The sequence below is a fragment of the Candidatus Protochlamydia phocaeensis genome, assembly GCF_001545115.1.
In the GTDB taxonomy this organism is placed as follows: Bacteria; Chlamydiota; Chlamydiia; order Chlamydiales; family Parachlamydiaceae; genus Protochlamydia_A; species Protochlamydia_A phocaeensis.
The window spans coordinates 30114-49181 of sequence record NZ_FCNU01000017.1; the positions used below are offsets into that span (position 1 = coordinate 30114).

The 19068-nt window shown below is 43.0% G+C and carries 15 protein-coding genes; 7 read left to right on the forward strand and 8 right to left on the reverse strand.

Translation table 11 applies throughout. The annotated features are described in order from the left end of the window. Positions 1–34: 34 nt before the first annotated feature. On the forward strand, positions 35–1384 hold the full coding sequence (locus tag BN3769_RS05975) for an Nramp family divalent metal transporter (RefSeq protein ID WP_068468593.1): 1350 nt from the start codon (positions 35–37) through the stop codon (positions 1382–1384). On the opposite strand, the gene BN3769_RS05980 is transcribed toward BN3769_RS05975, so the two are convergent. The 8 genes from BN3769_RS05980 to mutL form a co-directional block, all read right to left on the reverse strand. Continuing rightward, positions 1358–2434 carry a hypothetical protein gene (locus tag BN3769_RS05980; protein WP_154017837.1) on the reverse strand — a complete coding sequence of 359 codons (1077 nt, stop codon included), beginning with the start codon at positions 2432–2434 and terminating at the stop codon, positions 1358–1360. The two genes, BN3769_RS05975 and BN3769_RS05980, sit on opposite strands and share 27 nt — an antisense overlap. Next, positions 2431–3378, reverse strand: coding sequence for a DUF58 domain-containing protein (locus BN3769_RS05985; protein WP_228840632.1), 948 nt, complete (start codon positions 3376–3378; stop codon positions 2431–2433). The genes BN3769_RS05980 and BN3769_RS05985 overlap by 4 nt, the downstream gene beginning before the upstream one ends. Before the next feature lie 78 nt (positions 3379–3456). Next, entirely contained in the window at positions 3457–4017 is a 561-nt protein-coding gene (locus BN3769_RS05990; protein WP_068468599.1) for a hypothetical protein, read from the reverse strand. Between the two features lie 213 nt (positions 4018–4230). Continuing rightward, the gene (locus BN3769_RS05995) at positions 4231–5223 is read right to left on the reverse strand and encodes an AAA family ATPase (protein ID WP_068468601.1); all 993 of its coding nucleotides are present in this window, start codon (positions 5221–5223) and stop codon (positions 4231–4233) included. Between the two features lie 557 nt (positions 5224–5780). Beyond that, a complete protein-coding gene (locus BN3769_RS06005; RefSeq protein WP_068468604.1) occupies positions 5781–7538 on the reverse strand; it encodes a sensor histidine kinase in 1758 nt (585 codons plus the stop codon). 252 nt (positions 7539–7790) lie between these two features. Continuing rightward, positions 7791–8861, reverse strand: coding sequence for a M24 family metallopeptidase (locus BN3769_RS06010; RefSeq protein ID WP_068468675.1), 1071 nt, complete (start codon positions 8859–8861; stop codon positions 7791–7793). A 211-nt stretch (positions 8862–9072) separates the two neighbouring features. Then, positions 9073–10629: a hypothetical protein gene (locus BN3769_RS06015; RefSeq protein WP_068468606.1), complete on the reverse strand. Its 1557-nt coding sequence runs from the start codon at positions 10627–10629 to the stop codon at positions 9073–9075. Between the two features lie 450 nt (positions 10630–11079). Beyond that, on the reverse strand, positions 11080–13056 hold the full coding sequence (gene mutL, locus BN3769_RS06020; protein WP_068468608.1) for a DNA mismatch repair endonuclease MutL: 1977 nt from the start codon (positions 13054–13056) through the stop codon (positions 11080–11082). A gap of 125 nt (positions 13057–13181) precedes the next feature. Here mutL and BN3769_RS06025 point away from each other — a divergent pair, with 125 nt between their 5' ends. The 6 genes from BN3769_RS06025 to BN3769_RS15240 all read left to right on the forward strand — a co-directional run bounded on the left by BN3769_RS06025 (position 13182) and on the right by BN3769_RS15240 (position 18809). Continuing rightward, on the forward strand, positions 13182–14426 hold the full coding sequence (locus tag BN3769_RS06025) for a CCA tRNA nucleotidyltransferase (protein WP_068468610.1): 1245 nt from the start codon (positions 13182–13184) through the stop codon (positions 14424–14426). Continuing rightward, complete coding sequence (locus tag BN3769_RS06030; protein ID WP_068468612.1) at positions 14423–15163, forward strand: TrmH family RNA methyltransferase; 741 nt, start codon at positions 14423–14425, stop codon at positions 15161–15163. Before BN3769_RS06025 ends, BN3769_RS06030 begins: the two co-directional genes overlap by 4 nt. A 10-nt stretch (positions 15164–15173) precedes the next feature. Further along, entirely contained in the window at positions 15174–16331 is a 1158-nt protein-coding gene (gene rsgA, locus BN3769_RS06035) for a ribosome small subunit-dependent GTPase A (protein WP_068468614.1), read from the forward strand. Between the two features lie 79 nt (positions 16332–16410). Beyond that, the gene (gene eno / locus BN3769_RS06040) at positions 16411–17736 is read left to right on the forward strand and encodes a phosphopyruvate hydratase (protein WP_068468615.1); all 1326 of its coding nucleotides are present in this window, start codon (positions 16411–16413) and stop codon (positions 17734–17736) included. Positions 17737–17795: 59 nt separating this feature from the next. Further along, entirely contained in the window at positions 17796–18194 is a 399-nt protein-coding gene (locus BN3769_RS06045) for a hypothetical protein (RefSeq protein ID WP_068468617.1), read from the forward strand. Positions 18195–18689: 495 nt separating this feature from the next. Beyond that, positions 18690–18809 (forward strand): transposase, encoded by a 120-nt coding sequence (locus BN3769_RS15240; RefSeq protein ID WP_079989432.1) that lies wholly within the window; start codon positions 18690–18692, stop codon positions 18807–18809. The last annotated feature ends 259 nt before the right edge of the window (positions 18810–19068 follow it).

The following is a 19068-nucleotide window of genomic DNA, read 5'->3' on the forward strand; positions in this document are numbered from 1 at the left end:
AAACATTTAAGGCTTTCTTTGCTTGAGGCCAGTGATGAATGAAATAAAAGCAGATTCTATAGACCATGAATTGAAAGACCTCAATCGCACGCCTAGTTTGCGCGAAGTCTATCAAACGATCTCTGTTTCAAAAGAATGGCCATGGTGGCGCAAAATGCTGGCCTTCGCCGGCCCTGGATACCTTATTTCAGTCGGTTATATGGATCCGGGCAATTGGGCGACTGATTTAGCCGGAGGCTCTCGTTTCGGCTATGCTTTATTGAGCGTCATTTTCTTATCTAATCTGATGGCTATGCTACTGCAGCATTTGAGCGCTAAGCTTGGAGTCGTTACCGGCCGCGATTTGGCGCAAGCCTGCCGCGATCACTATTCGGCGCCTATCAATTATGTATTATGGGTTTTAAGCGAAATTGCCATTTGCGCATGCGACCTGGCCGAATTAATCGGCTCTGCTATTGCGCTTAAGCTGCTATTTGGCATTCCCATGCTGGGAGGCGTTTGCCTGACGGCTTTAGATGTCTTGATTATTATGTCCTTGCAGAATAAAGGGTTTCGCTATCTGGAGGCCTTTATTTTGGCTTTAATTCTCATCATTGCCGTGTGTTTTGGACTGGAAATTTTCTTTTCGCAGCCGGATTTTACAGCCATTGCAAAGGGCTTTATCCCTCATTCGGATATTTTGTTGAATTCCGAGATGCTTTATGTGGCGATTGGCATTTTAGGAGCCACCGTGATGCCGCATAATCTTTACTTGCATTCCTCTATTGTGCAAACGCGCAAATACGATCAGACGCATATAGGCAAGCGAGAGACCATTAAATTTGTGACCATTGATTCGACTGTGGCGCTTTCCTTTGCTTTGTTTATCAATGCGTCCATTTTAATTATCGCTGCAGCGGTTTTTCATAAGGCCGGGCATCATGAACTTGCTGATATTCAAGAGGCTTATCAGTTGCTTACTCCTCTGCTCAATGCGCCTTTAGCTAGCACAATATTTGCTTTGGCCCTCTTGGCTGCAGGCCAGAATTCTACCTTGACCGGAACATTGGCTGGTCAAATCGTCATGGAGGGTTTTTTAAATATTCGCATGCGTCCATGGCTTCGGCGTCTTCTCACACGGATGTTGGCATTGATTCCTGCAATTGCGGCCTTGGCCATTTATGGCGAGCAATCGGCGACGCAACTGCTGATCATCAGCCAAGTGGTGCTTAGCCTTCAACTCTCATTTGCCATCATCCCATTAGTTCTTTTTACAAGCGACCGCTCTAAGATGGGCCTCTTTGCCAATTCCTGGTGGATTCAGGCTTTGGCGTGGAGCACAACAGCCTTGATTATCTTTCTCAATGGCAAATATTTGCTAGATTTTCTTTTCTCTTTGCTTTAATTGACTCTCTAAATAGAGAGTTTCCCCTTTATCGATCAGCTCCTTGGCTGTTTGCAGGGATTGCCGGCAATCAGCCTGAGAAGGAGTTAATCCGGCAAATTTAATTTGATCGGCGTGAGAAAAAAACGCATGAACGCTATCGCTGAAAGTCTGGGGAAATGAAGCGTTGAGCCTAATCTTTCGCTCTTGAGTGGTATAAGCATGCAATTTAATTCCAAAGCGCTCTTCTAAATAGGAGAGCACAAGAGAGGTAAGGGAAAGATAGAAAGCTTTAAAAAGGCCCTTTTGTTCTAGGCGCTGGTTTTCTAAGGCGGATAGCTGTTGATGAGCGTGTTGATAGGGACTCAATGGCCGCTCCTGGCCTATTTTTTTTCGACGGAACATAAGACCTTTCTTGCCTGCCCATCCGATTAAAAAAGCTAAAGTTAGCGCTAACACGCTTAGCCAGGGAAAGGTGCGCTCGGCTAAAAGGCGTTGGTTGCGCTGCTGTTCTTTAGCCAAACGAGCAGAATCAAATAAATAATGGCGGTTGGATTCCGTTAAGTCTAGGGGAAACTGAGGTTCGAGCGGCATTAGAGAGCCTATAGGAAGAGGGGCTTGCAAATTGATCTTGTCCAGGGGGCGGACAATCATTTCAAAGACAGGAGAGGCAAGAGCTACAGGCTTGGCTTCTTTTTTTAAAGGGGTAAAAGAAATATCCAAAAACGAAAGATAAAGCCGGCCTGACCTAAGAGGCTCAAGAAGAAGATCCAGCGTTTGTTCTTGCCGGCCTTCCTTTTCAATGGGTGAAGAAATCGTTCGTTGATAAACAGCTACATGCGGCTGCAAAGGATTGGGCGTCCAAGTCAGTTGGTCGATCAACGCTTCGCTGTTAATCCGGTAATTTTTTGGATAGCGGATAACTGCTTGCAGGGAGATCATTTCGCCCAAGCTCACTTCTTCAGGTGACACCTTGAATTCTAAAGAAAAATCTTGCTTGTTTTGTCCTTGCCAAGTCATTTCTGCCTGTAAAACAAGGGGAAGGGTGAGTATAAATAACCAGTATTTCACCGCTTGCGTCCTCGATATTTAAAAAATTGCTGGAGAGCTAGTGTATATGACTCATCGGAATGAAGGGTAATTAAATCAGCTTTGGCCTTTTCCATGGTATGCTTCAGGGCTAGTTGCCGTTGATCGGCCTTTTCTTGGAAATGCTTCTGCACGTTAGCATCCGATGTATCGACCAGACAAAACTGCTGCGACTCTAAATCTCGCAATGTTAAGAGTCCCAAATTAGGAAAATTCGTTTCATAGCTATCGTAGACTTGAATGGCAATTAATTCATGCCGCTTGGCGATGAGATTGATTTCATGGCTATAATCTGCACACAAAAAGTCTGAGATCAAAAAACAGATGGCTTGCCGCTTTTGTACACGCCCCAGAAAAGCCAACGCCTTTTTTAAATTGGTCCCCTTATGCTGGGGTTGGAAATAAAGCAATTCTCGAATGACCCTTAGCACATGTTTGACACCTTTTCTAGGGCGCAAATAAAGCTCTATTTCATCGGAGAACAAGAGCAAGCCGATTTTGTCTTGATTTTTGATGGCCGAAAAAGCAAGGAGGGCCCCGATTTCTGCAATCCATTCGCTTTTAAGATGCGGCGTATGGCTAAAGCGGGCTGAAGCGGAGATATCGACCATGAGGATAACCGTCAATTCTCTTTCTTCGCGGAAGTTTTTGATATAGGGCGTTTGCGAGCGGGCGGTGACATTCCAGTCGATGCTGCGCACGTCATCGCCTGGTTGATATTCGCGAACATCTTCAAATTCCAGGCCTTTGCCCTTGAAGGCCGAGCGGTAAATGCCTGCAAATAGATCATTCACATTGCGTGAAACTTTAATTTGAAGGCGACGGATATGGGATAACGCGTCTTTAGTTGATAAAGGCATAGAAAAATTAGGCTTATTGGCTTTGGGTACGCCTTTCTTATCACAGATCCCACGTCTTCTTGACAATAGGGAATTATCCGAAGCGAATTCCAAAATTCATTTTTGAAATTCGCTTCCGGCAATGATTGATAGCTTCATTTAGGATTAAGATTTAAAAAATCTATCTTTAAATAAGGGAAGATACCGGCCTTCAGTTAAATCTAAGCCACTGCCAGATAAAATATGCTTAACTACGTTAAATGTAGGCTTTTTCATGTCGTCTTTACAAATGGAAGAACCCGAACCTATGAAAGAAGATGTCCAGTTTTTAGAGTAATCGCTTAATGGGAGGAATTCTACTGGGCCATCACCCCAACAGGGAGATTCATATGTGTTTACAGAGGGTGGCTTTTCATCCGAATAACGTTGAAAAAAGACTTCCAGGGCATAGGCATTGACTTTGGTGTCGATATAACGCATGGCTAAAAATGGCCGTTTAGTAATAGGAAAAATACCCTTTACGACATCAGCGGGCAGTTCTGCAGCATTTTGCCAAGGATGAGGGTAATCGGAGCCGCCGATATTTGGAGGAAGGAATACGGTTGGGATGTTATCAACAAGGTCTTTACCTAAGTGCTTATATAGATAATCGAAAGTGCCTGGATTGCTCATCTGTTGATTCAGAAGCATTCCCAAGTTTGAAGAAGGGGGGAAGGACGCGTTCATAAAAATTCTCCTGAATTTATTTTTTTAAGATTGATTGAAAACGTTTGCATCAAAATTTGATGTAACGAGATGTTTCTCTTTAAGACTTTGTAGCTCAATGATATGGAAAGCAATTACCATAAACGCCAAACTCAGATTAATAGGTCTTCTGCCTTGTTTCAATTGGGCAGTCAAGAATGCGAATCTAGGCCAGGAGCAGTTTTAATCTACTTTCTAAGGAACAGGAATGCCTTGCAAAATGCGATCGATAATATCGTCCGAAGATAAGTTTTCCGCTTCGGCTTCATAAGACAGAAGCAAGCGGTGGCGCAAGACGGGCCGACAGATCTCTTTAATGTCTTGCGGAGTGACAAAGTACCTGCCGGCAAGCAAAGCGTGAGCTTTAGACGCTTCTTTAAGAGCAAGCGTTGCACGCGGCGAAGCCCCGTATTCCAAAAGTCCTTCTAAGTCATTGAGTTGAAACTGCTCGGGATGGCGGGTAGCAGAGATGATATTAAGGATGTAGTCTGCCACTTTCTCATCTAAGTAAATGCTATCGACCAATTGGCGCAAAGATAAGATCTCTTCAATTTTCAATACGGGGGAAACAGCGGGCAATGGGCCAAGCGTTCCCATTCGATTAAGAATTTCTTTTTCTTCTTCGCGCTTGGGATATGTGAGTTTAATTTTCATCATAAAGCGGTCGGTTTGTGCCTCGGAAAGCGGATAGGTTCCCTCTTGTTCAATGGGATTCTGAGTAGCAAGGACTAAGAAAGGACGGGGAGCTTGAAAGGTTTCACCGCTGATCGTGACTTGCTTTTCTTGCATGACTTCTAGGAGCGCTGATTGAACTTTTGACGGGGCGCGGTTGATTTCATCGGCCAAGAGAATATTGGTAAAAATGGGACCTTTTTTGACGCTAAACGTTCCTTCTTTGGGGTTATAAATAGGCGTGCCGATTAAATCGGCAGGCAAAAGATCGGGTGTAAATTGAATGCGCTTAAATTCACAATCAATGATACGGGCAAAGGTCGTGGCTGCCAATGTTTTGGCGAGTCCTGGCACGCCTTCTAATAAAAGGTGGCCATCTGCAAATAGTCCAATCAATAAGCCATTGATAAGATGAGTTTGTCCAATTACGACTTTCCCTAATTCACGTTTGATTTGATCGATTTTAGTTTGCGCTTCCTGGATCAGGGAGGGAATAGAGCGGGTCTCTTGATTCATATATCACTCCTTATTCTCATCCTTATTAGCCATCGTTAAAAGCTTTTCTAATTAAAACCATAGAGAGAACACGCATTAAAACGGACAAATTTCTTCAATCGTTCAAATGAAATTTGAACGATTGAATCAACTCGAAAGAATAAGGGAACCTTATTCTTTCGGATGGTTGAAGTGAGATCAAGTTTGCAAAGAAAATATCTTTTATAATTTTCTGGGATTTAAAATTGCAAGATTCTGTCATCAAAGAATTGTCAAAAATAATCCATTTTTTCCGGCAATAAATTAAATAACTTGAGTTTGGAGTTTTTTGCCCTTTTGACTGCGCCAAAGCCGCGGAGATGAACAAATGGCAAGCGCTTTCTCGTCAGTCAAAAGGGTAAAAAACTCCAAACTCAGGTTAAATAATGAATTTTGTTTGATCATCATTTTTTTAGGAAATATTCACAAGCGAATTAAAATTAAATTTGGCATAAGCCTTCTCTCAATTTTTTCTGCAAGTGTATAGGGAAAAGGAGGCCAGAGCCAAAGGCGGTGCTGGCTTCTATAAGGAAGCTGGATTAATCCAGCTTTCGCTTGGGAAGCTTAATGGTGAAGGTCGATCCCTTGCCAATTTCTGAGGCGAGCGAAATGGTGCCGAAGTGCTTTTCGACAATGGTTTTGACAATGGAAAGGCCAAGCCCAGAACCGCCCATTTTTTGCGAATGCGCTTTATCAACTGTATAAAAGCGGTCAAAAATATGTTCCTGATCGACAAAGGGAATGCCTATTCCTTGGTCAGCCACTTCAATTTTGATGTGGTCTCCTTCGTCATCTAAATTGACCGTAATTTTGGCAGGGCGGTTCGAATATTTAGCCGCATTTTCCATGAGGTTCATAATAGCCAGTTCTAATAGGTCTGCATCGGCGATCAAATTGACTTCTTCTTGATGCTTGTTAATTTGAATAATGGCGTCGGGAAAGGCCTCCAAAACCATCGATCGGCAGCGTTCGGATAAATCAAAAAGGTCGCATTCGCTTAAGCGGGAAGAAGGAATGTTCTCAATGTCCGCCAAAGTCAGCAAGTCTTTAATAAGCGCCGTCATGCGATTGCAACTTCGGACAATTTTTGTCGTGATTTGTTCTTGAACATCTCTTGGCAGGCCGGGATTATCATGAAGGGCTTCGGCAAAGCCTTTGATGACAGTAATAGGGGTTTTTAATTCATGGGAAGCATTGGCGATAAAGTCGCGGCGCATTTCAAAGATCTTATAATGGGCTGTCTTGTCCTGTAAGACCAAAATTGCGCCTCCATTATTTTTTTTAGGAGCGGCAACAATATCCAGATAAATTCTTTTTCCTTCTAAATAAAGATCCAGCGTATCGGTGAGAGGCTTATTCTCTTCTTGGCACTTTTGTAGCAAGTCATAGCATTTCGTCTGATTTAAAATCTTGAAAGGCTCTCCTACTAATTCTCCTTGCAAGTGGCCAATGAGCTTCACAGCCATATAATTGGCGTAGGCAATGACCATGTGGACATCCACAGCAATAACGCCCTCGACTAGAGATTCCAAAATCGCTTGCTTCTCATTGCGTTCATGGGTAATGGTATCGATATGATTTTGAATTCTGGCTGATAAACTATTCAATGTCAGAGCAAGTTTGGTAAAATCATCATGAGGATTTAGCGAAGTGACGTCAATTGCCGGCAAAATATGCTGGCTCCCTGCTTGGTAAGGCTTAACCGCGGTAATGATTTTTTGAATCGGCTTGGTTAAATGATGGATCGCAAACCAAGTCATTAAGCTAAACATTAACAGAATAGCTGTCGCAAACCCTAAAAAGCCAATTTCAAAATCATTGGTAATTTCATTCATGTACTGATGGGGAAACGCTGTTCTCAGCACATATGTCTTTCCATGAAAATCAAACGCCTTAGCTAAATAAGAAAACTTCTGGTGAAGTAAATTGGAATAATCCTCTTTATAGCCAACGCCGTGTTGAAAAGCTTCCATCACCTCTGGATGATTGATAATGTAATCTTGGCTAAATTTAGGGCCTAGCAAGCGCTTGACGTGGGAATCATACAAAACCTTGCGTTCGTTGCTAATGACGCTAATGCGGAAAAATATCAAGCTTTTTTGATCTTTCAAACGGCGGACGAGGGCTTCATTATTGGGAGCTTCCTTAATATTTGCAATAATCTCAGAGGCGCGATTTTCCATTCCTTTGACAATAATGCGATGGACCCATTGTGAAACAAAAGGAAACAATAAAATAATAAAAACAAAAAAGACCGCTGCATAACTAACAAAAATTTTCTGTCTAAAACTTAACATAATGGAATAAAGTGAATTTTTAATAATAATAAAAATTATATTAATTATTACAAATAAAATAAAGTTAATTAAATATTTGCGAATAGTTAAGATAATATTAAGAGTGTGTCACATATGAATAATATCGGTCTATGAATTTGTTGAGTTTCAATAAGAGACCGTCATTGAATCCATCATACTCCATTCCCTTAGGGAAAAGAGCGCGAATTTAGGTTATTAGCGATTTTAATACACTCTTTATGGCATTGCCTGTCATCGTCTTTGCCGGGTCAAATTCTCATATCCTTTGTCGGTAATTAGAATGGTATCTTCTAAGCGCACGCCTCCGATGCCTGGCAGATAAATGCCGGGTTCAATGGTGATGACCATGCCCGGTTGCAAAGGACTATTAGCATAGGGGCCTTGACTGCGAAGGGTGGGAGGTTCGTGAATATCTAGTCCAATTCCATGGCCCAAGCTATGTGTAAAATGTTCACCATATCCTTTTGAAGTGATAAATGAGCGGGCGGCCTCGTCAAGCTTGCCTATAGGAGTTCCGGGAATGCACAGGTCAAAGGCTTTTTGTTGGGCTTCTTCTACGATAGAATAAATGGTTTGGATGGTGGGATGGGGCGTTCCAAAATAAGAGACGCGGGTCATGTCAGAATGATAGTATTGATAAACAACGCCGATATCAATGAGCACATGATCTCCGCTTTGGAGTTCAGTTTGGCCTGCGCGGTAATGCGGCATTGAGCTGTTAACGCCAAAGGCAATAATCGAATCGAAGGCCAGTTTTTGGGCGCCCCGTTTCTTCCAAAAAAATTCTAGTTCAAAGGCCAGCTCAGCTTCTTTGACTCCCTGACGTAACAAGTTGATCACTTGTTCATAGCCCTGGTACCCTAAATGGGCCGCTTGCTTCAAGCAGCGAATTTCTTCTTCATCCTTAATAAGGCGCATCTGCTTGACAGGGGATTCGGCAGGAATAAGAGAGAGGGCAGGTTGCAGTTCTTCTGCTAATTTGCTTAATTTAAGGAATGCCTGATAGGATGTATTTTCGCTGTCGAAGGTTAGGGATTGAATGCGATGGTCGGCCAGCCAATCTTTGATAGAAGCGTCTTTGAGCAAAGAGACAGGATAGAGGGTTTGGCCAGAAGAGCAGCTCTCATAGTAGCGTCCATCGACAATTAGGCAGGCATCTTGTTGACTAATAAGCAATTTGCCAGCTGATAAAGTTAGCCCCGTTAAATAAAATAAATGCGTGGGATGTTCGATGAGAATCGCTTCAGAGTTTAACGGAAGAAGCAGGCTGCGAAGCCGAGTTAAGCGAGCGGAATAGTCCATATGCATCAGGTTGTTGAAAGTTAAATTCTGATTACCAGAAGAAAAGTTATACCAGATTTTAGACGAGATGATCAAAAAAGCAAGTAAATAAGAGAGCTGCCTGATTCTTTGTTATGCCTATTTTATTTCCCGCGGAGTGAACAAATGGCAAAGCGGTCCAAAGGGCAAAAAAACTTCAAACTCAGGTTTTTATTGAATTTCGGGGGCGGATTCAGGTTTCGTGATCTAAGATGAGGTCAATCGGCAAATAGAAACCTTTAGGATTTAAGTGCGTAATATTATAGTTTTTGATCCCCGCATGTTCAACTCCATGATCCCAGTGAGATAATAAGTTGACTAAGAAATTTGTGGCTAAGAAATTGGCAACCAATTCTTTTATTCGAATAGTAAACCTCGTCCAATTAGATATTTTTCTTTGAGCCAATTGAGATTTTGCTCCTTTTTTAATCACATACTCTCTTGCTTCGGCAGCAAACGCTGCGCAGCTTTGATGAGTGGGATGATAAAGGACATTACTCGTGTTCACTTCTCCGGTGGCTTTATCTTCATGATATCCCTGCATTGCCTCTATCCATTTGATAAACTGATGAAAAGCTTTGGGATCAGATAAAGTATAGGATAGAATATGATGATCATAAATAGAAGAAGGCAGGAAGAGCTGCTTATCCGGTGAGACGAATTTGCCTTTTTGCAGGCTTAAATCGTGAGGATCCCTATCTGTTCCCTCGGTTTCCGGAAAAAAGCCCACGCTAAAGATTTCTCCCTGGGGAGTGGTCATTTTGATAGAAGCATGGCCTTGGTGTGCAAAAATACCCGGCAAACCCTTTCGGCTATGGACAACAACATCTATCGTAAAATCTTTGGGAGGAGTAGAGGTATGGGCATAGGGTCTTAAATGTTCCCATTTATCTTCAGAATAGGGCGTAAATCCATTTTCTAAATATTGGTATTCACTATTGATAAAATATTCGCCTGTCTTTTCATCTTTATTTAAAATGCCTTTGTCTTCTAGTTCTTTGACCGTTAATTCTTGGACGGGATAAATCACGTGGACGTTCTTATTAAAACTTCCGTCTTCCTGTATAATAATCGCTTTTAACTGTTCAACAGTTATTTCAGACGGGGATATCGTTTGATAAAGGCCCTTGTCAAATTCTCCCCGGATTTCTAAAGCGACTCTTTCCTCGATGAATTTCTCATAAAGTTTATTCCAATAAGAATCTGCTGCAGCATCCGTCGGATGGCTTGGAAGAGCCTGGCCCAGAGGTAATCTGTTAGAAAATTTAAAAGTGATCTCTTTCTTTTCATTGAAAGTAAATAAATGGCCAAAATGAGCCATTCTTTCATAGATATGATCTTCAAAGACTAATTTTTGTAATTTTTTTGCCATCCAGCCATTTAAGAAAACTCCTAACTTATCTGTTCCCACTTTGGCTTTGATCAATTTATCAATTTTTTTGGCTTTACTGGTAATCGAATGCGTACGAGCGCTCAAATCTTCTAAAAGTTTACTTTGTCCAAATAAAGTTAAAAAGAAATTCGAGATCTTTCCACCCTGCGCTTGCTTTAATACCCTTCCCTGCAAAGCTTTTAGATGCTGAACTTGCTGAGGAGTGACATGTCCCTTGGCAATATAATTAATAATTTCATCCGCATCTTCTATCAATAAACGACGTTCGTTGATGCGAAAGTTGTCTAAAATAGAGAACGCATGTAAATGATTATTAACTTTATTGTAAAACTCAGTGTAGAACAAATTTGTATTCATAATTTAATAAGTTAGATTGGAAATGTAATTAATTTTAAACATTATTTTTAAATAATTTATTAAGATATTATTAATTAAAAGTTTGTTAATAATTTAAAACGATGGCGATTGGGCAGCAGTCTTGGAAAATAAGTTCTTGGAAATAAAGCTTTAGAGGTTATCCTTGATCTGAAAAATAGGATGACTTGCATGCTGAATTTAGTTATAAACATGTAAAAAATTTCGGCATATTAAAAAATATGGCTAATTTTTTTACATTTCTAACAAAATTGAGCGGCAAAGCAAACTTATTTGAGATCGTGAACACTTCTTATGAAACCAAACAAATAAAGACGTTCACTTTTCGGTATCCTCTCTTAGCGCGACTAGCAATTTGATAGCAGGAGGGTCTTTTTTTGAATAGGACTTCTTAGAGTGTCCCCATCTGAAATAGGATGATTCGCTTGCTAATTAAGTAAAATAAGCGGCCAATTCGCCGGGAGCGAGATAAAGAAGCGTTGACTTGCCAAAAGGACATTGAAAAGGGAGGTCGCAAGCAAAAAGTTGATCGACAAGCCCTTGCGCTTCCTCGTGCGATAAGCGCTTTGTGCTAGATAAAGATGCTCGGCTTGCAGCGAGGGCCAGCTGCTCTTCTTTTTTCCTCTGCAGTTGACGCATGTCTTGCTTGTCGGCCAAGTCATGCACAATTGCGCTGAGCCAGGCTTCGGGGTGCTCTTTTTGAAAAAAGGCAGGAAAGGCGTCCAAGACGAATGTATGCTCGCCAAATTCCCGAATGGAAAATCCCATTTCATTTAAAAGGGCCAAATGGTCTTTTAAAAGAGCTGCCTCAGGGGCTGAAAATTGCATGGTGGCGGGAACGAGCAAGTGCTGAATGGGAAGAGGCTGGCTAGCTGATTGCTTGAGCAGGCGTTCATAGCAAATGCGGGCATAAGCAGCTTTTTGATCAATCAGGCATAAGCCTCCACGCTCTTTTTGAACCAGGGAAGGGCAGTGGTTAGTGGTTAAGGAAAAAGGGTCCAGCATAATATATCCGACGAGGGTGGTCAGGACTGTTGGAAAAGCGGGCTTTTCGGAAAGCGCATCAAATAAAAAAGGAGCTGGATCGGCGTCTGTTGGTTTAGTGCGAAATTGCAAAACCGGCTCAAGTACAGAAGGGGGCGTTTCTAAGGAAGAAAGCGGGCTTGTCGGCAAAACGGGTAGGGCGGGGCTTGAAAGGGGCGGTAAAGAGGGCGATGGCGGGATATAAGAGGGATTGGCTTTATATTCCCAGTTCTCTTCCTCTTCTACGTAGAGTTCTTTTTTAGTTTGGAAAAAAGGCGGGGGCAAAAGAGAGGCGTAAGGGGCTGATAAGGAAGGAAAGGGCCTATCGGGTTCTTTATTGAGAGTCAAAAAGGACGGTTGATCTTGGCGTAAAGCTTTCTGTACCGCTTCGATTAGAGCAGTTTTAAGCAGGTGCTCTTGGCGCAGACGAACTTCTTTCTTTTGCGGATGGACGTTGACATCTAAAAAGGTTCCCGGTAGGTGCAGATGTAAAACAAAGACAGGATAGCGGTTAGTTCCAAGCATCGTCCCATATCCTTCGCGGATGGCAGAGGCTATAAAAGGCGAATAAACGGCACGTTGGTTGATAAACAGGTACTGGCCGGTGCGATTGGCCTTGTGATGGGAAGGCGTGCCAATAAAGCCCTTTAGTTCATAGGGAGCTTGCTCGAAGTGCAAAGGGCAAAGCGAAGAAGCGAATTCTTTTCCCAAAAGCGTTTCTATGCGTTTGTTCAGGCTCTCTTGGAAAGTATAATGAGCGGGAAGAAGAGGCGTTTTAAAAAGGGATTTTTGGTCGCTGATAAGCTCGAATTGCACGGAAGGATGGCCTAAGGCAAGCGCGCTTAAGATTTTTAAAATTTCTTGGGCGTCATAGCTGGGCGATTTTTGAAATTTGCGGCGGACGGGTACATTATAGAAGAGGGATCGGACTTCCATGGTCGTGCCGGGTGCACGGGCAGCTGGCGAACTGGAGATCAATTTGCCCCCCTCGACAGAAACTAGCGTGCCTTCTGTCTGCTTATTTTCTAAGCGAGGGCAAGTCAATAGCGAGAACTTGGAAATGGCGGCAATGGAAGGAATGGCCTCCCCGCGGAAACCCATGGTCAGCAAATCTTGAATATCTTCCACCTCTTTGATCTTGGATGTTGCATGCCGCTCTAAGCATAATAGTGCATCTTCGGGCGACATGCCGCATCCATTATCGGAAATGCGGATCAACTGGCGTCCGCCTCCTTGAATTTCTACGCAAATTTCGGTGGCGCCTGCATCCAGCGAGTTTTCTACTAATTCTTTGACAACCGACGAGGGATTTTCAATCACTTCGCCTGCTGCAATTTTATTAATGGTCTGTTCGTTTAAAATGCTTATTTTGGAAGTTGTTGTCATGGCATTAATTTGCTGCAAATAAAGAATGATAATTAATTACAGAGCACTAGGTATTATCTCACATTTGAGCTATTATACTATTAAAACAATTAAGCAGGTATTTATAAAATTACTGATTAACTCACATGGATACTTTTCGACTTGCCAAAACAATTGTCTCTAAGCTTGCCAAGGCAGGCTATACGGCTTATTTTGCCGGAGGATGGGTGCGCGATTATGTCATGGGCCATCCTTCCGAGGATATTGATATTGCGACGAATGCGACTCCGGTTGAAATCATGGACCTTTTTCCCAATACAATCTTGGTGGGGCTGGCATTCGGCGTTGTGATCGTCCTTATGGAAGGCCATCAATTTGAAGTCGCCACATTTCGCAAAGATTTGCAGTATGTCGATGGTCGGCATCCGGAGGGCATTGAAATGTCCACGCCCAAAGAGGATGCCTTGAGGCGGGATTTTACCATTAATGGGATGTTTTATGATCCGTTAGCAGACGTCATCCATGACTTTGTGCATGGACAAGATGATATCAAGCGCGGCGTGATTCGCACGATCGGCAATCCTTACGAGCGGTTCTTTGAAGACAGGCTGCGGATGCTAAGGGCTTTCCGTTTTGCTTCGCGCTTCAGTTTTATCATCGAGGCAGAAACCCAAGAGGCGATCCGTGAAATGGCAGACAAGCTTTTTCCGGCAGTGGCCATGGAAAGGGTATGGCAAGAATTCAATAAAATGGCCAATTATCCGCGCTTTGATCAGGCCCTTGTTGAAATGCATCGCTTATCCCTGCTCGATGTCATTTTTCCAGAACTGGAAAACATGCATATCAAAGAGCTGAAGCATTTGGTGCAAAGCTACGCCCATTTCCCTCCTCAGGCGCCGACAATCGTTTACTTGATGGCGCTTTTTCCCGCGGCGCCTTTATCGCAGAAAATAGAAATTGCCAAGCGGATTAAAGCGACTAATCGAGACATCAAATTGATAGAGTTTTTGGATAACCTAACAGAATTGATAAAAACTGAGCGCAAGCAAGGCGAACTGGAGCCGTATGCCTGGATACATGCATTGGCCCATCCGGACTATCGGTTAAGCTTGGACATTATTGCGGCTGTTTATCCTGAAAAAGAACGCATGCTTCTATTGCAGCGCCATCAAGAGCGTTTTGATCGGCTGCAGCCTCATATTAAGCGCATTCGGGAAAATAAGCCTTTGGTCTCGGCTGCCCTTTTAAAAGGAAAGGGAATTTCACCCGGAAAGCATATGGGAGCACTGCTTAAAGAAGCGGAAAAAATTGCAGTGAATGAGAATTATCAGAATGGAGAACCGATTATAGATCGATTAGCCTGTTTACCGATTTGGAAGAATGCCCTATGAAACAGCATATTATTACAAGTCTGCAGCATCCGCTTGTCAAACATTTGGTCAAGCTCAGAACAGATAGCCATTACCGTCATGAGCAGCAGGCTCTCATTTTAGAAGGGATAAAACCTATTCAAGAGGTGACCGCACGGTTAAAGAAAATCATCTATACGCAGGCACAAGCGCATTTGATTGAATGCCAAGCGCCGGAAGAGTGGATTGTGACGGATGCCATCATGCAAAAAATTTCCGGAATGACTTCTCCGGAAGGTGTATTGGCAGAAGTCCAAATGCCCTCGTTTGCTTCCTTAAAGAAGGCCAATCTCATCATGGCCTTGGACGGCATCAATGATCCGGGCAATCTGGGTACTCTTTTGCGCACAGCCTTAGCTCTGGGATGGGAAGGGGCCTATCTTTTGCCAGGCTGCTGCGATCCCTTTAACGAAAAGGCCATGCGTGCGGCTCGCGGAGCGCAGTTTAAACTGCCTTTGGCAAAGGGGTCGGCCAAGGAATTGGAGGCGCTGGTCAAGGACAGGGATTTGCCCTGCTTCGTTGCGGATTTGAGGGGCAAGCGACCGGAAGAGGTTGCCTCTTCAAATGAAAAAGTCTTAATATTAGGAAATGAAGCGCATGGGGCATCAGAGGAAGTCAAGCGTTTTTGCCAGCCTGTGACCATTCCCATGCCCGGAGAAATGGAGTCTTTGAACGTCGCTATTGCTGGCGCGATTCTTCTCTATTTATTGAAAGGTTAAGGAAAAATTTATGATTCAAGACGATCAAAAAAATCATTCGGATGACTGGAGGGAGTCGGAGGAAGAGTTTTTTAAGAAACGACACCGCAAAGAAGGAAAAATGCAGCGGAAGTTGGCCTCAGCCAATGACCGTTCCAAATTTAAAAAAACCGATCAGGAAAAATATTTGAAAGGGCTGGAGAGGGGGCATCAGGCTAAATTAAGCAAGCAAGAATGGTTAGAGGGGCGTGTTTTATCAATCATTCCTCAGGGAATTGTTGTGGATTGGAACGGAGAAAAAATTAGCTGTGTTCTCAAAGGGCTGCTCAAAAGAGATAAGACGCAGGCTAAAAATCTTGTCGCCGTCGGCGATTTTGTCTTGTTTGAAAAAACAAGCGAAGGAGAGGGCATTATTGCCAGCGTAAAGCCAAGACGCACCATCCTTTCGCGTGCCGATAACCTGTCGAGGCGCAAGGAACAACTTATTGCTGTCAATATTGACTTGGTCATTATCACCACCTCTGTTGTCAATCCGCCTTTGAAGCCTTCTTTGCTAGATCGCTATATCATTGCTGCCCATAAAGGCGGCATGGATCCCTTAATCGTCATCAATAAAATTGATCTGCTAGAAGAACCAACGGAAGACGAAACAGACTTTTTAGAGGGGGAAAGGGCATTATATCACGAATTGCTCAATGCCTATGCCGTTGTCGGCGTTCCCGTTATATCCGTCAGCTCGATAAAAAACAGTGGATTGGATGCTTTGCGGCAAGCCATGAAAGATAAAGCCTCTGTTTTTTCCGGACAATCGGGAGTGGGAAAATCCTCTTTAATTAACGCCATTACGGGATTGGATCTCCGCGTGGGAGAGACGGTTGATAAAACCAAGAAAGGAGCGCATACGACGACGACGACCCAGCTTATTCCCTTAGAATTTGGCGGATGGTGTATTGACACGCCGGGCATCAAGAGTTTTGGGGTATGGGACTTGGCAAAGGACGAAGTTGAAGGTTACTTTACCGAGATTCACGAATGCGGCTTAGATTGCAAATTTCCCGATTGTACCCATACTCATGAAGATAACTGTGCAGTGCAAAAAGCGTTGGAGGAAGGGCGCATTTCACCTGTGCGGTATGATTCCTATCAGGCTTTAATGGAAAGCGTTAAAGAAGAGCATGTCAGGCGGTAAAAATAAAGTTTAGAATAAATATTTGTACTTAAAACCTTCAATCTTTATGTTTAACATTCGTTAAAGCTAGAGGGTATGTATGTCTTACGTCAGATCAGTCAAGGGAAGAGAAATTTTAGATTCTAGGGGAAATCCAACCATTGAGGTTGAGCTCATCACCGACCAAAATGTCATGGTCAAAGCCTCCGTCCCATCAGGGGCTTCGACCGGAGAGAATGAGGCGCTGGAATTACGGGATGGAGATCCTCATTATTATTTTGGCAAAGGGGTATTGAAAGCTATTGCCAATGTCAACGGTCCCATTGCTCAAATTCTTATAGGCGAGCATGTTTGCGACCAGGAAAGGCTCGACCGCTTGATGATCGAAGCGGATGGAACGGAAAATAAAGGCCGCTTGGGGGCCAACGCCATTTTAGGCGCATCCCTCGCGTTAGCCCGTGCAGGAGCGTTAACTGCCAAGATGCCCCTTTATCGCTATATTGGCGGAACGCATGCCTACATTCTTCCTTGCCCAATGATGAATATCATCAATGGAGGCGCGCATGCAGATAATTTATTGGATTTCCAAGAGTTTATGATCCGCCCCGTTGGCGCTCATACCTTCCGCGAAGCTGTCCGTTGGGGAGCTGAAATTTTTCAAACACTCAAGTCTATTTTGAAAAAAGCCGGACACGTCATTGCAGTAGGCGATGAAGGCGGATTTGCTCCTCGTCTCGAATCAAATGAAGAAGCCTTGGATCTTATTTTGATGGCGATCGAAAAAGCGGGCTACCGTCCAGGTTCGCAGGTTACGCTAGCGCTTGATTGCGCCGCGTCGGAATTTTATGACAAGGGAACTCATCGCTATTTCGATAAGAAGAAAAAGCAAGCCAATAAAGAGTTTGCAGAGCGTTCGGCAGAAGAGCAAATTACTTATTTGGAAGAACTTTGTCAAAATTACCCCATCGATTCTATCGAAGATGGATTGGCAGAGGGCGATTGGGCCGGCTGGCAGCTCTTGACAGAACGAATGGGTAAAAAAATTCAAATTGTTGGCGACGATATTTTTGTGACCAATCCCAAGTTTTTGCGCAAAGGCATGGAAATGGGAGTAGGAAATGCCATTTTAATCAAAGTCAATCAAATTGGCACGTTGACGGAAACATTAGAGACAATTCGCTTGGCACAGACCAATAGCTATGCCACGATTATTTCCCACCGATCCGGTGAAACTGAAGACAGCATAATTGCCGATATTTGCGTGGCAACTAATTCAGGTCAAATTAAGACCGGGTCCCTGTCGCGGTCCGATCGGGTTGCCAAATACAACCGCTTGCTGGCCATTGAATCTGGCCTTGGACAGACAGCTTTATATCGCGACAGCAACCGCTTTCATCAGATCAAACAAACCATTTTTAGCCATTGATATGGACTTTAAATTCAGCTATTTTCTGGCAGACTACAGAATAAGGATAGGGATGAAGCATGGAATCAGTTTACACAATTGCTCTTTTTGGGGAGGCCGAGCGCGGAGAGTTTCACACTGCTTATTTTTGTCAAAGTCTGGCCCAGCTCGATGAGTTCTTCGGCAATCCCCCTCCTTATAGCAGGGGGCTTTATTACGCAGTCCAGGCCATTCTATTCAAGCGGAACTTAATTTTTTTCCGCGTTCCTGAAGAAGGGTACAGCACACAAGATTACCTATTAGGCCTTAAAATGCTGGAACAGCAAAAGCTGATTCCTCAACTAGATGCCATTTGCACGCCTGGGGTCGGCGATCAAAAAATCCTAGAGGCCATTCAGCCCATCTGCGCTCTTTATCATAGTATTTTAATCACCAGCGAGTCTGACTTTTACGATTATTTGACCAATTCAAATACTTAGCGATAGTTTTGAATGATTGAAATGGTCCCTATTTTCTCAACGCTAATTGCTTATAGATGTCTTGTCAACTTCTTTGGGTTAAAATCTCCGTCTATCTTTACGGGAGCCTTTATGACTGATTTTGGAATTGAACACTAAACTCAAAATTCAGGTTAATAAACGAGCGTGCTTGAGATATAGTTTTTTTACTTCTATGTGGCTGTGTTGAATAATTAGGATTTAAAGAAATGAAGGCTCTTTTATTCATAATACACCTATATCTGTTTTGGAGGCCGACGCGGTCTTGTAGAATAAGTCTTCCTTCGGTCGACTTATCCTAAAATTGTTTGACTTTAGGGGAATATTGTATTGCCAGGAAAAAAAATTGTAAGCTTGTTTGCTTCTGACACGAAACGGAGCTTACAATGTCCCAATACAAACTACGGAAGTGGACTCAATATAACGAATCTCTGAAAAAAACGTGGGTGTCTTTCTCTTTAGGTTAGTGAAGATGCGATCGAAAAATGGCAATTTGTAAGAGATCCACATTTCATTGGCTCTCCTCAGCAATATTCCGATGATGCTATTCTCTGCATGATGACACTAAAAGTTGTTTATGGTCTTCCTTATCGGTAGCTAATCGGGTTTGTCCTTTCTATTTTTGCCCTCTTGAAAGTGATCTTAAAAATTCCGCATTTTACGACTGTAGCCTTAAGGAAAAAACTATTAAGCAAACATTTCAAAAACTGTTTAAAGAACATACCGACACTTAATTCTTCTTTGACTAACCGGTTCGATTGATCATATGTACGCTTTTAAACAGTTTAAGGACTTGCAAATTCTTTTTGTTAGGTGTCAAAAGCGTCATCAAAAAATTTTATTTTACACATTTCCT

Coding starts and splice junctions, on each gene's coding strand:
- eno (WP_068468615.1), top strand. CDS start 16,411: ATGTCTTACGTCAGATCAGTCAAGGGAAGAGAAATTTTAGATTCTAGG.
- BN3769_RS06045 (WP_068468617.1), top strand. CDS start 17,796: ATGGAATCAGTTTACACAATTGCTCTTTTTGGGGAGGCCGAGCGCGGA.
- BN3769_RS06025 (WP_068468610.1), top strand. CDS start 13,182: ATGGATACTTTTCGACTTGCCAAAACAATTGTCTCTAAGCTTGCCAAG.
- BN3769_RS05975 (WP_068468593.1), top strand. CDS start 35: ATGAATGAAATAAAAGCAGATTCTATAGACCATGAATTGAAAGACCTC.
- BN3769_RS06005 (WP_068468604.1), bottom strand. CDS start 7,538: ATGTTAAGTTTTAGACAGAAAATTTTTGTTAGTTATGCAGCGGTCTTT.
- BN3769_RS05995 (WP_068468601.1), bottom strand. CDS start 5,223: ATGAATCAAGAGACCCGCTCTATTCCCTCCCTGATCCAGGAAGCGCAA.
- rsgA (WP_068468614.1), top strand. CDS start 15,174: ATGATTCAAGACGATCAAAAAAATCATTCGGATGACTGGAGGGAGTCG.
- BN3769_RS06015 (WP_068468606.1), bottom strand. CDS start 10,629: ATGAATACAAATTTGTTCTACACTGAGTTTTACAATAAAGTTAATAAT.
- mutL (WP_068468608.1), bottom strand. CDS start 13,056: ATGACAACAACTTCCAAAATAAGCATTTTAAACGAACAGACCATTAAT.
- BN3769_RS06030 (WP_068468612.1), top strand. CDS start 14,423: ATGAAACAGCATATTATTACAAGTCTGCAGCATCCGCTTGTCAAACAT.
- BN3769_RS05990 (WP_068468599.1), bottom strand. CDS start 4,017: ATGAACGCGTCCTTCCCCCCTTCTTCAAACTTGGGAATGCTTCTGAAT.
- BN3769_RS06010 (WP_068468675.1), bottom strand. CDS start 8,861: ATGGACTATTCCGCTCGCTTAACTCGGCTTCGCAGCCTGCTTCTTCCG.